The organism is Corynebacterium sp. CCUG 71335, from assembly GCF_024454075.1.
GTDB lineage: Bacteria > Actinomycetota > Actinomycetes > Mycobacteriales > Mycobacteriaceae > Corynebacterium > Corynebacterium genitalium.
On record NZ_JAGPYY010000012.1, the window covers coordinates 49,869 to 61,923 of the forward strand.

Annotated in this window: 14 protein-coding genes and 2 tRNA genes; 8 read left to right on the top strand and 8 right to left on the bottom strand. The window is 60.0% G+C overall.

What is annotated here, in order from left to right; translation table 11 throughout:
• Positions 1-66: 66 nt before the first annotated feature.
• The 3 genes from KBX19_RS09190 to KBX19_RS09200 all read right to left on the bottom strand — a co-directional run bounded on the left by KBX19_RS09190 (position 67) and on the right by KBX19_RS09200 (position 3,481).
• Positions 67-561, bottom strand: coding sequence for a hypothetical protein (locus tag KBX19_RS09190; protein ID WP_255998570.1), 495 nt, complete (start codon positions 559-561; stop codon positions 67-69).
• Between the two features lie 176 nt (positions 562-737).
• Positions 738-3,287: a hypothetical protein gene (locus tag KBX19_RS09195; protein WP_255998572.1), complete on the bottom strand. Its 2,550-nt coding sequence runs from the start codon at positions 3,285-3,287 to the stop codon at positions 738-740.
• A 2-nt stretch (positions 3,288-3,289) separates the two neighbouring features.
• Positions 3,290-3,481, bottom strand: a complete 192-nt coding sequence (locus KBX19_RS09200) for an AlpA family transcriptional regulator (protein WP_255998574.1) — start codon at positions 3,479-3,481, stop codon at positions 3,290-3,292.
• 334 nt (positions 3,482-3,815) lie between these two features.
• Here KBX19_RS09200 and KBX19_RS09205 point away from each other — a divergent pair, with 334 nt between their 5' ends.
• Positions 3,816-5,021: a tyrosine-type recombinase/integrase gene (locus KBX19_RS09205; protein WP_255998576.1), complete on the top strand. Its 1,206-nt coding sequence runs from the start codon at positions 3,816-3,818 to the stop codon at positions 5,019-5,021.
• Positions 5,022-5,266: 245 nt separating this feature from the next.
• Here KBX19_RS09205 and KBX19_RS09210 read toward each other — a convergent pair whose 3' ends face one another.
• Positions 5,267-6,466, bottom strand: coding sequence for an Ig-like domain-containing protein (locus KBX19_RS09210; protein WP_255998578.1), 1,200 nt, complete (start codon positions 6,464-6,466; stop codon positions 5,267-5,269).
• Between the two features lie 318 nt (positions 6,467-6,784).
• Here KBX19_RS09210 and KBX19_RS09215 point away from each other — a divergent pair.
• From KBX19_RS09215 to KBX19_RS09225, 3 genes are all read left to right on the top strand, one after another.
• A tRNA-Lys gene (locus KBX19_RS09215) sits at positions 6,785-6,857 on the top strand.
• An 81-nt stretch (positions 6,858-6,938) separates the two neighbouring features.
• Positions 6,939-7,502, top strand: coding sequence for a TIGR00730 family Rossman fold protein (locus tag KBX19_RS09220; protein WP_255998580.1), 564 nt, complete (start codon positions 6,939-6,941; stop codon positions 7,500-7,502).
• A 52-nt stretch (positions 7,503-7,554) separates the two neighbouring features.
• Positions 7,555-8,112 (top strand): isochorismatase family protein, encoded by a 558-nt coding sequence (locus KBX19_RS09225; RefSeq protein ID WP_255998581.1) that lies wholly within the window; start codon positions 7,555-7,557, stop codon positions 8,110-8,112.
• Positions 8,113-8,207: 95 nt separating this feature from the next.
• On the opposite strand, the gene KBX19_RS09230 is transcribed toward KBX19_RS09225, so the two are convergent.
• A complete protein-coding gene (locus tag KBX19_RS09230) occupies positions 8,208-8,486 on the bottom strand; it encodes a DUF3618 domain-containing protein (RefSeq protein ID WP_040423535.1) in 279 nt (92 codons plus the stop codon).
• A 67-nt stretch (positions 8,487-8,553) separates the two neighbouring features.
• Between KBX19_RS09230 and bcp the strand changes: the two genes are divergently transcribed.
• The 4 genes from bcp (at position 8,554) to KBX19_RS09250 (ending at position 10,132) form a co-directional block, all read left to right on the top strand.
• Positions 8,554-9,027 (top strand): thioredoxin-dependent thiol peroxidase, encoded by a 474-nt coding sequence (gene bcp / locus KBX19_RS09235; RefSeq protein ID WP_040423533.1) that lies wholly within the window; start codon positions 8,554-8,556, stop codon positions 9,025-9,027.
• Between the two features lie 74 nt (positions 9,028-9,101).
• Positions 9,102-9,183, top strand: a tRNA-Leu gene (locus tag KBX19_RS09240).
• 54 nt (positions 9,184-9,237) lie between these two features.
• Positions 9,238-9,720 carry a hypothetical protein gene (locus KBX19_RS09245; RefSeq protein WP_255998583.1) on the top strand — a complete coding sequence of 161 codons (483 nt, stop codon included), beginning with the start codon at positions 9,238-9,240 and terminating at the stop codon, positions 9,718-9,720.
• Positions 9,721-9,751: 31 nt separating this feature from the next.
• The gene (locus KBX19_RS09250; RefSeq protein WP_255998584.1) at positions 9,752-10,132 is read left to right on the top strand and encodes a DUF3817 domain-containing protein; all 381 of its coding nucleotides are present in this window, start codon (positions 9,752-9,754) and stop codon (positions 10,130-10,132) included.
• Positions 10,133-10,227: 95 nt separating this feature from the next.
• On the opposite strand, the gene KBX19_RS09255 is transcribed toward KBX19_RS09250, so the two are convergent.
• The 3 genes from KBX19_RS09255 to rph all read right to left on the bottom strand — a co-directional run bounded on the left by KBX19_RS09255 (position 10,228) and on the right by rph (position 12,049).
• A complete protein-coding gene (locus tag KBX19_RS09255; RefSeq protein ID WP_050748790.1) occupies positions 10,228-10,605 on the bottom strand; it encodes a hypothetical protein in 378 nt (125 codons plus the stop codon).
• Positions 10,606-10,703: 98 nt separating this feature from the next.
• A complete protein-coding gene (gene rdgB / locus KBX19_RS09260) occupies positions 10,704-11,306 on the bottom strand; it encodes an RdgB/HAM1 family non-canonical purine NTP pyrophosphatase (protein WP_005288953.1) in 603 nt (200 codons plus the stop codon).
• An 11-nt stretch (positions 11,307-11,317) separates the two neighbouring features.
• Positions 11,318-12,049 (bottom strand): ribonuclease PH, encoded by a 732-nt coding sequence (rph, locus tag KBX19_RS09265; protein ID WP_040424232.1) that lies wholly within the window; start codon positions 12,047-12,049, stop codon positions 11,318-11,320.
• Positions 12,050-12,055: the final 6 nt, after the last annotated feature.

Consider the following 12,055-nt stretch of genomic DNA (forward strand, 5'->3'; position numbering starts at 1 on the left):
GTTAAGAAAATTTTGGTTGAGATGATGAACCCACCCGCGGCGGACCACGAGCGAGTGGAAGGACAATCACGCAACTTCCTCCTCTAACGAGTCGAGGAAGGCGCGAACCTCGTCGAGGTCGCAGTCAGCGAGGACAGACTCACGGCGCGAAGTTTTGGACATGTTGTCCCACTGAGATTTCGTAAACTCGCCCAACCCGAGAGACGAGAGCCACGCGAGTTTGCCCTTAAGCGCGAGACGTTTCGAGGACAACTCGGGCACGTCGATAAGCCCGGCCTTGTGACAGGCCACAATCTCAGTCAACAACGCACTGCCAGCGGTACGAACGCGCCGACCACCCATCGAGCGGTAGCGCCGATGCCAGTTATCCCAGTCCTCACGAGTGCGAAGACAACCGGTCAGGTCAGGCGCACCAGGCCGGTGGTTTTGCATGTGCTGCGCACGATTACGACCCATGTCGTAGTGCAACACGGTCAACCAAGGGCGGGTATCAAACCCACAAATCTCCATCCCATCAACGAAAGCGGACTCGAAGGTCTCAGGGATAGGCTCACGCTTCATGTCATAGTCCAACGCCGAGAGCGCAGGCTCGCGACTTACAAGTACACAGTCCAACCGGTTCTCAGACCGAGACAGGTACTTGAAGCTCGGGAACGTCTTATAAGGGTTCAGGATTTTTCCATCGCGCGAAAGAGCGAGGTCACGGAAATACTTTCGTTCCTCGACACCCCCGCGCTTCACGCTTTTGGGGTTTTCACACCGCCCTTAGCCAACACACCACCCTCTTCGAGGGAAACGTTCGCACGGGTCGAGAGATTCACAAGGTCAGATTGACGGTGCTTGATTTCCCAGATCGAATCATCATCTGAGAGCGCGAGACGAGACTCACGCAGGATGTCGGCAATACCGAACAGGTCGTACCGCTCAAGGTCGTCGTCGGCAGTGATAACACCGTCAGTCGTCGCGCTGAGGATCTTGGTCTGGTTAGAAACCGCGAGCAGTGTCGCGCGGACCAACGAGGTCACCATAGACGCGTGATAAGGCGACGTAACAGCGGAACCGCCGATGTTCTCCATTTCTTCTTCATATGCATTCCAGCCCGTCTGGTCTACAACGTCCTGGGCAAGTTTGCCGTAGCAAGAATTGGTAGCAACTTTGATTGTCAATTCTTGAAGCGACTTTTTACCGTAAGCCTTCTTCGCAGCAGCCCGGTCCACGACCATTTGTCGGAGGGCGGGGCGCAGCGAGCGCGAGCGGACAACCTCACCGTCAACCTCGCGGGTAAGCAGTTTCAGGACCACACCGGTCTGACAGAACACCTTTGCACCAAGCTTCAGCGCGAGATAAATCTCCGGCGCGGCACAGGTCGTACCGTGAAACACACCGCCCACATCACCGTTAACACGAGAGGCAATTTCATCGAGCTGCTCACGCGTCAGGTCACGCCCACCACGGTCATCACCATCGAGGTCGAGACCATCCTCATTGAGCCGGAGAGACAATCCAGTATCTTCATCGAAACCGCAACCGTAGGAGGTCCGTGGATAGATGAGACTGTTTCCACGACGCACAGGCAGGCACGGCTCCACACCGTCGGGAAAGACAAACGAGACATAACCGACCAAAGGCGTTACAGGCCCAAGCGGGAAATCATCGAGCGTGAGATAACGCTTGTCAATGTGCGTATCAATAACACCACCATCGGTGTAATCAGGGTCGTACACACAGCCCATCGAAGTCGGATAAGCAGACTGAAGGTCCCAGTCAAAAGTCTGATAATCATGAAGTCCAGGGGAAGGGCAAGTGTTGTACCCACCCGCGTAAGCATCAGCCCAGAGGGCGTGCGACACACGCGCATCACCGTCTACAGGTTCGAGACCACGCACTGCATAGAACGCCAGCGAGTCACCGTCAAACTCAAGTTCAACCTTACGAGTCTTCAAACCCTGGAACATCCGACGGAAAATCGCATTGTCCACCCGACCGGACTCGACAAACGCATCAACGAAAACCTCGGGCCCAAGGAAGCCAGACCGATTCCAGTAGTCGAAAATGCCAGACTTGAGAGCCGTAGCACCACCGGATGAGATAGTGACCGGCGGGACGACGTTGTAACCCCAAACAGTGCCTAGGTAATGAACCACAATCCGAGCGTCATTAGCGGAGTAGTCCAGGAACCTAGGCAAGTCTTCACGAGACAACTTCTCCATGTCCTCAATGGCATCGCCAACGTCGAGCTTCTCAACACCACAGGCATCACCGAGAGCCTGCAAACTCTTATGGTCGGGAGACGCCTGGTTACGCGTATCTCTGAAAACGACGCTAAATCCCAGGACGCGACGGGACTCGCCATACCCAGAAGTACGAACCACGCGAACAGGCTGAAGACTCACAAGTCCGCCACCAGCAGAGGTGAGCCTATGGAGGATGTCATCGCACCGACGTTTCGGACGACGGAAGGCCGTAGCGTCAACGTTGAGAAAGTGACCAGCCAAGACGATACGAATCGATGCACGTTTAAAAAGCGAATCACGAAGCTTCCCACCAAGTTCACGGCGTGGAATACCTCGCGGGTCCATATCAGAAGGACCATTCTCGATTAGATCCTTAAAACCATTGGTGTAGCGCTCAAACCCACCTAGCAGCGAGCACGCATACAGACCATCTTCGATAAGAACACGCCGACCTTCGAGCGGAAGGATGACAACCTCATGTTCAGAACCGTCGAGAATGTCAATCCAACTGAACTGAAAGCTGACGAGTTCACGCCGACCCTCACCGTCGAAGCTCACATATTCGGTGTCATAGCCAAGGACAAGACGGACCTCGTCACCGGCCATTGCACGAACGCTAGGCAAATCACCGAACTCAACAACGGCAGAGGAATCCGAGGCGTCAGCCGCGCCGGTTCCAGATTGACTGCCCGGACGAGTCCGGTCAGTCAATCTGCCCGCCCACAGGGTATATTGACCGGATTTTGTTCGAATGGCTTGACCTGCGGATTTGGGGTCAATGTTCGAATGATCTTTGGCATCATTCATCTGTTTGATGCCAAGATTTGCGCCATTTTCACCCTCACGCCAGGCATCCACGCGGTGCAAAACGGCGGCCACATCAGTCAAATCTCCACGCTGATCTAACTGGAAATCAACCAACCGCACAGACCAACCAACGGCGTCATTTTCGATTTGCGCGTAGCGCTCACGAATCTCCGGTGATACACTGGAGGGTGATATTTCAATGTTCCAGGCCCCGCCGTTGGCGGGGTTTTGGTCTTTCAGGGTCATGGCTACGCACCACCACCGACGAGGCGAGCGCGAGCGAAGTCATCGAGGTCAGCAACCGCATAGACGACAGAGCGAGAGCGACCGAGACGGGAATAACGCGGACCTTTACCAGCCCCACGCCATTTCTCAAGCGTGCGCGGGGATAGGCCGAGATAGGCAGCAGCGTCTGGCGTTTTCAGAAAAGCCGGGGACATAAAAAATCTCCTGGGGATAGTGAAACTATCCGGCAGGAGGTCAGTCTTTCCGGCGTTATGCGTGGCGGTCTATTGCTACCGTGCACAAACTTGCTTTACGTGGGTGCGACCCACTACCACATTTTCCCTGTCAGCCACACACACGACTTACCTTGCCTAAGGGGCGACGGGCGACGTCTCCGGCTTAAACCTCACCGGCACGTGTGCGTTTAAGTTATGTCACGGCTTACAAAGTCTCTAGCAAAGCGAGAACTTTCGCGCAGTAACTACCCTAACCTACCCCCATCTATGATGCAACTAGACTCGAACCTGCGTTATAGAGTACGTTAAAGGCATGAGCACTACAGCAAAGACCTACATTGAGCCAGGGCACACATCAATCGACCGTGTCACCCCTAAGAAGACACCGAACGGCTGGAAGCTCGATTGGTCAGTACGACTACACGACGGGCGCATTGAACAGCGGCGCTCCAAGGCCAAGACCAAGGGCGAGGTGCGGGCACGCGCACGGCGCAAGGCCGAGGAAATGCTGGCCACCACCTCAACAGACTGGACACCGCGCACGCCGATAACGACGTACATCGACAAGGTCACACGCCCAAAGATCGAAGAATCATCGCAGCTTAAAGACCTATCGAAACGGCGCTATCTCGCATCGCTGAATCTCGTCGCCGCCGAACTCAAGGGCTACAGCGTGCACGACGCTATGCAATTCCGCGTACTAGAGCACACACTGCAAGCCGTCGCGAACACTCACCCGGGCAGTGTGTCGAGCGCACGTACGGTGCTATCGACCTACATCGCTGACGCACTTGTCCGCGATGGAGTCATTGCGGGAAACCCCATACGCGGGGCCAGGCTAGACATTCGAACACAGGGGAAAGGCGAGGTAGACAGCCGTAGAACGCTCACGAGCGAGGAATACGACACGGTTGTCAAGCACCTGCTCACGCGCGATACCAGCGGGCCGCTGGTGCAGCCAAAGAAAGGCGGCGCGCGACAGTCAACAATTAACGCGCACGCCCGAGTTACGCGGCTGACGCTGCTACAGGCGGTAACAGGGCTGCGCATCTCGGAGGCAAACCGCCTGCGCTGGGCACACGTCGAGGACAACGGCGAGAACATCATCATCAACGCAACGCGCGACATCGTCAAAGGTCGCAAGGGCAAAGAGAAAGGCCGCTACATACCGATTATGCGTGAAGACGTGGCGGAATACCTGCGCCGACACCGCGAGGACGACGAGCACTACGTCGTAGGCTCACCAACGACAACGGCGAGCGCATGGGACGCGACCAACGCCGACGACAAAATACCGGAGCTGTACTCACAGATCGCCGACGAGACGGGTGTCGAGATTCTTCGCGACCTTCGCAGCCACTCATGGCGCGCCACACTACACGGCGTGTACGCCGACGTGATGGACGCGAGGACACGGGCGAACATCTTCGGCCACACCGAGCAGATCGCAGACGAGTACTACAACGACCGCGCCAACGTCGAAGCGCTCGTTCGAGCGACCAGACAAGCACGGTCGTAGTAGGGCGTAGAAGTACGTTTAAAAGTACGTTAAAGGACGTCGTAGATGGGAGTAGACCAGCGCAGAGCAGCGTAGAGAAAAAGCCACTGACCTCCCACTATGCTCACATACGCCCTGGCACTACCGTTTCACGTTAAGATCCTGGGTGTCGCGGGTTCGAGTCCCGTCAGCCACCCCAACGCGAAAGGCCCTGTCCGCCCTTGAGAGGGAACGGACAGGGCCTTCTACTTTGGCCGCTTTGGTGGCTAGAAGTCCTCGCCTGCCTTGACGGATTGGCCCGGCTCAAGCTCGATGTTCCAGTAGCCCAGGCCGTCGTACGGGCTCAGCGTTTCGCCGCCGGTGTTAATGATTTCCACCGGGTCGCCGCGCTTGGTGTTTTGCAAAAACCACAGGGCATCGTCAGGGCGCGCGTTGATGCAGCCGTGCGACTGGTTGTGCTTACCCAGCGCCCAGATTGCCCACGGCGCGGAGTGGACGTAGATGCCCGAGTAGGACAGCTGCGTCGCGTAGTCGACCGGGGTGACGTAACCACCGTTTTCCAGCGCCAGGCCGTACGTGCGGGAATCCATGACCAAGTGGTCGTGCTGGTCGCCCACGACATAGGTGCCGTTCGGGGTATCAAATGCCCCGTCCTCACCGAGGGAGACCGGGAACGACTTGATCTCTTCGCCGTTCTTGAACACGGTCAGCGTCTTGCCGTAGTTGTTCACCACCGTGCGGAACTCATCGCCGACGGTGAAAGAGGTCTCTGTGTCCTCAGCGCCATAGATGCCGTCGCCCAAGTCGCGGCCGTAGAAATCTGCCTTGACGGTCACCTCGGTGCCGGGCTCCCAGTACTCCACCGGGCGCCAGCGCAGCTGGTTGGCGTCCAGCCAGATGAATCCACCCTCGGTGTCATTGGATGTTTCGACAGTGATCGCGTCCTCAACGGCCTGCTTGTCGCTAGGAGCGATGTCGAAGTAGAACGAGATCGCCTGGCCGACGCCAACCTCTTCGCCTTCCTGCGGGCTCAGGGAAGCGGTCGACTGCGCCGACGGAGTCACCGTCGAAAACGTCGCCGTCGAGGTCTTGCCGGATTCCGTGGTGGCTTCGACGGTGTACTCGCGGCTGTACCCCAGCGGCTCTGCCGTGGTCCACTCCGTCTTGTCGTCGTTGAGCTCGGCTTCAACCTCTTTGCCGTCTTCGTTGGTCATGGTGACCTTCTCAAGACCGGCGGGGGCTGTCACGGTGACTGGGACAACCGGTTCCACGTCCTCGGCACCGTCTTCGACAGAGATCTCTGCGGGGTCATCCTTGACCTCTTCCGTCGTCTCTGTCGCCTCTGAATTCTCCGCTGCGTTCCCATCCTGCTCGATGGTGCACGCCGCCAACGCCGAACCCGCGATGATCAATGCCACACCTGCGGCTGCCGCGCGCCTGACACGCGAACCCCAGCTCTTACTCATCCTCGAAACACACAACCCTTATTCAAGTCCCAAACAGGTGCCATACACGTGCAAGGCCCCGTCGCAACAACTTCTCACAATATAGGTGGCCGACACACGAATTCCAGTTGCATCACGGGCCTTCCACCAACCTGCCACCAAGCTGATATTAACCGTGTACCGTCGCGTTATCGCACCGTTACCCTCTGTTCAACGGCCAGCGAAAACAGGGCTCCCTCACCCTTTCCACCACCTCCCCGCTTTTCGGCAGTGACCTGGCGATTTCACTCTGCGCAGACCTAACTGCTATATTTTCTCTTCGTTGCCGTAACGGCCAACGCGCCACTAGCTCAACTGGCAGAGCAGCTGACTCTTAATCAGCGGGTTCGGGGTTCGAGTCCCTGGTGGCGCACACTACGACAGGCTGGGAGTTGCTCCCGGCCTGTTTTTCTTTGCGCGCATTCCGCACCCAGCCTTTTGTACCCTGGGGCCCGTGAATATCTCCGCAGTGACTGTGTTCGCAGGGGCGCGCGAGGGTGTGGACCCAACAATGACGTCCCTCGCGCACGCCTTCGGTACCGCGTTGACGCGCCACGGAATGACCCTGGTGTACGGCGGCGGCCGGTTGGGCATGATGGGCGCCGTCGCCCAGGGGGTCATTGATGCCGGCGGCGCCAGCGTGGGGGTCATGCCAGAGCACCTCGCCGCGCACGAGGTTGCGCACACAGGGTTGGGGGAACTGGTCATCGTGGATACGCTCGCGCAGCGCAAACGCATCATGAGTCAGCGGTGCGACGCGTTCGTCGCGCTCCCCGGCGGTGCGGGCACGCTCGACGAGCTTTTCGACGAATGGACCAACCAGCAACTCGGCCTGCACACCAAACCTATTGGCCTGCTCGGGGCTGATTTCTGGCGGCCGTTGACGGACATGATCGATCACATGGTGGCCCACGGGTTTGTGCGCCAGGAAGACCGCGACAGTCTCGTCGTGGCTGACGATCCGGATGAGCTCCTCGCCGCACTGACACAGTGGACACCCCAACCGCCCCGGTGGTGAGCACGGCGGTGAAAGCATCCGCGCGCCGGCCGCGCGGGCTAGGCTGGCACGCATGAACCGCGCACTCGTTGTCGTTGACGTACAGAATGACTTTTGCCCCGGCGGCACCCTCGGCACCGCACGCGGTGATGAGGTGGCTGCCACCATCGCTGAACACATCGCCGCCGCCGATAATCACTCCCACATCGTCGCTACCCAGGACTGGCACATTGATCCGGGCAGCCACTTCTCGGAAGAGCCGGACTTCGTCGACACATGGCCGGTCCACTGCGTCGCGGACTCCGAGGGTGCTGCACTGCGCGCACCTATCGCAGACGTCCGCTTCGACGAGTACTTCCGCAAAGGCGAGTACGAGGCGGCGTACAGCGGCTTCGAGGGGGCGTCGGCAAGCGAGGGCGCGCTGCTCGCTGACTGGTTGAAAGCGCATGATGTCGCTGGCATCGATGTCGTTGGCATCGCCACCGACCACTGTGTGCGCGCCACCGTGCTCGACGGGCTGAAGGAAGGCTTCAACGTGCGTGTACTGCGCGAGATGTGCTCGCCTGTCGACGACGCATGCGGCGCCGCCGCCCTCGAGGAGATGCGCAGCGCCGGCGCCGAGCTGGCCTAAACCAGTCTAGAAGCACGACAAGCGCACCCCGCAACGGATATTGCGCAGGGTGCGCTTGGGCGCCACGGCAGGGTGCGCTTGGGCGCCACGAAGGACTACTTGCGGTCTGCCAGCAGGCGCTGCAGGTCCTTGAGATCCTTCTTCTTCTTGCGCTTGTTGGACACGTTGATCACCACAATGGCGGCAATAGCGACACCGATGCCGGCGAGAACCTTCTGCACCTTGTCGTCTTTCATCTTGTTCTGCACCTGAGCCTTCGCGTTGTTGGCCAGGTTCTCCGGGCGGGTGCGGTCAGCGATCTCGTCGATCGTCTGGGCCAGGTTGCCGCGGGTGCGCTCGATGTCGCGCTGGATGTCGTTAATGTCGCGTGCCACGTCATACTCCTTTGTGGATAAATTTCTCTCGCCACCACAGTACTGCATCCCCGCTACAGTGGCGGGCATGACTGAAAACACACGCTTGACCCCCGGCGATAAGGCTCCCGACTTCACCCTCACCAACGACAAGGGCGACACCGTGTCGCTGAGCGACTATGCGGGTCAGCGCGTCATCGTCTACTTCTACCCGAAGGCGAACACGCCGGGCTGCACCACCGAGGCGTGCGATTTCTCCGAGAACTTGAGCCAGTTCAACGACGCTTCTGTCGCCGTTGTGGGCATCAGCCCTGACACCCCGGAGAAGCTGGCGAAGTTCCGCGCCGACCACGACCTGGGCTTCGAGCTGCTGTCCGACCCGGACAAAGAGGCAATGACCGCATACGGCGCATTCGGCGAGAAGAAGAACTACGGCAAGATCGTCCAAGGCGTCATCCGCTCCACCTTCCTGGTCGATGCCGACGGCACCATCGAATCCGCCCAGTACAACGTCAAAGCAACCGGCCACGTTGGCCGTTTGCTGCGCGATCTGGACCTCTAGCTTTCGCCGTGAACTACGCGCCCTGTACACTGTGAACCGCTTCGCGCACCGGACATCGGCTCATGCGCGAATAGGCGCCCGTGGCGGAATTGGCAGACGCGCTGGATTTAGGTTCCAGTGCCGTAAGGCGTGAGAGTTCAAGTCTCTCCGGGCGCACTACTCATTCCCGGCGCTTTTGGCGCACTTAGGCCGGTTGATAGACTTTTCACTGTGACCGAATCAGCGCCGGGCTCCTCTTCCAGCCCCGAAGAACAGCCGCAACGCGACCATGTGCGCGTGAAGGCGTGGCACGTGCTGCTGCTCATCGCCGCTGTGATCGTCTCGCTGATGCTGGCTAACTGGCAGTGGTCGCGCTACACCTCCGGCACCGGTTCGCTACAAAACCTCGGGTACGCGCTGCAGTGGCCCATGTTTGGCCTTTTCCTCATTTTCATTTACCGCGCGGGCATGCGGATGGAAAACGAGAAGATTGACGCGGAGAACTCCGGCGACCGCATGCAGGCGCTTTACAACGCTGATGCCGCCACCTTCGGCGACCCCTCCCCCAGCCCGAACCCGACCGACGGCGTGCCCGAGTCCCGCCGCGCTGCCGACGAGGACCTCCTCGAGGACTTCCTGCCCTCGCGCCCGGAGCTCAACGTCGAGGAGTTCAACGCCCTGAACACGCCGCGACGCCGCCAGCACGACGCGTGACGCCCAGTACTACAAGGAGAAACTACACCCCATGACAACGCCCGAAAGCCAGCCCGCCCCGCAGCCGGGCCAGCCCCGTGTTCACCCTGAGCGCCAGCGCCGCGTGAAGACCGCACTGAATCTTTTCTCCGTCGCTGCGTGGGTCACCGGTGTCATGCTGCTACTCCTGTGCGCACGCATGATCATGGAATACGGGCTGAACATGGATGTCAGCGCACTGAACTGGGTGGCGGTCGGCCACGGCTGGATGTACGCACTGTTCCTTCTGGCCACACTCAACCTGGGTATGAAGGCACGGTGGTCGGTGCAGACATGGCTGGTGACCGCACTGGCCGGCGTGGTGCCGTTTCTCTCCTTCTTCGTAGAGTACTGGCGCCGCCGGGAGGTCAAGGCAGAGTTCGATCTGGCGTAGTGCCAACGCTGGGCGGGCGCGTCCAGCCCCCTAGAAAACATGAAAGGACCGGTGTGAAAACCGGTCCTTTGTTGTTGCGCTAGTAGTCGTCGGCGCTATTCGCCGACCTTGGTCAGCACGAGAATGTCCTTGGCGTCGCCACCGTCCGGGGTCAGGGTGAGCGAGTTCTCGGTCTGCTCGGTCTTGTACTTCAGATCCTTGCCGGTAATAACGTCGGCAAGCTTCAGGTCGTCGCCATCGACCTCGCAGCGGGCGGTGTCAGACTCGTTAGTGTCCGGGTTGGTGACCATCCACTCGCAGTCACCGCCGTTGATCTTCAGAGTGACCTTGCCCGCTGCGACGCCGGTCTCTGCGTCCTGACCGGTGCCCTCCCAGGTGCCGTCCAAGGAGTTACCACAGGCAACGAGCAGACCTGCAGACATCACGGTTGCACCTGCGAGTGCGATTGCCTTCTTTGCTGACTGAACAGTCATTTTTGCGATTCCTCCAATGAGTTTGATTAGCATTTAATATTTCGACTCTACCAGCGCGGTGCTCCCTCACTCCGAGACGCAGCGGCCCGAGCCGATTGCTACCGTAGTGCCGCGATATGCGTGGCGAGCTCGCGCAGTGCTTTTCCGCGGTGGGAGCGGGCGTTCTTCTCCTCCGCACTGAGCTCAGCAGACGAGCGCCCGTCAGCATCAGCGGGCTGGAACAGCGGGTCGTAACCGAAGCCGTTGGAGCCGCGAGGCGCGCGCAACAGCGCACCTTCCCAGCGCCCCTCAGCGGTGACCTCGGAACCGCCGGGCACGACGAGCGCGCAGCAGGACACGAACGCTGCACCGCGATGCTCGTCAGGAATGTCGCTGAGCTGTGCTAACAGCAATTCGTTGTTGGCAAGGTCGTCACCGTGGCCGCCCGACCACCGCGCAGAGAGAACACCAGGCATGCCGTTCAAGGCGTCGACGGCGATGCCGGAGTCATCCGCCACGCACGGCAGACCGGTAGCCGCTGCCCCGGCGCGGGCTTTGATGAGCGCATTTTCGGCGAATGTCAGCCCCGTCTCCGCAGGTTCAGGGTAGGCCTGCACGTCGCGCAAGGAAACGAGCTCGATCCCGTCGATGCCGAGCTCAGAGAGAACAGTTTCCAGTTCTCCGAGCTTCTTCGCGTTTCCGGAGGCGACGAGGACACGCACAGGATTGGGGGTTACCACCCGAGGGCCGCCTTTTGTGCGTCGATAAGCTCACGGCATCCCTTTTCCGCGGCGTCGAGCATCAAGCCGAGCTGCTCGCGGCCGAAGAGGCCGTGCTCACCGGTGCCCTGCACCTCGACGAAGTCACCGGAGTCCGTCATGACCACGTTGAGGTCGACCTCGGCGCGGGAGTCCTCTTCGTACGGCAGGTCGAGGCAGACGCGGCCATCGACAATGCCCACAGAGACCGCAGCAACAGGGGCGAGCAGCGGCTCGCCGGGGACGACTCCTTGCTCCTTGAGGTAACCGATCGCGTCCGCAAGCGCGACGTACGCGCCCGTGATCGAGGCCGTGCGAGTGCCGCCGTCAGCCTGCAGGACATCGCAGTCGAGCTGAATCGTGTTCTCCCCCAGCGCCGTGAGATCCACAGCGGCGCGCAGCGAGCGGCCCACCAGACGCGAGATTTCATGCGTGCGGCCCTTGACCTTGCCCTTCATCGACTCGCGCGGCATGCGGTCGTGGGTCGCAGCCGGCAGCATCGCGTACTCGGCGGTCAGCCAGCCTTCGCCAGAGTCCTTCTTGAAGCGCGGCACGCCCTCTTCGGCGGAGGCGGTGCACATCACGCGGGTGTTGCCGAACTCGACGAGCACGCTGCCCGCCGGGTTTGAGGTGAATCCGCGGGTGATGCGCACGGGGCGCATTTCGTCCAGAGCGCGGCCGTCGGCACGCAAGAAAGCTTCAGTCATGCCCAC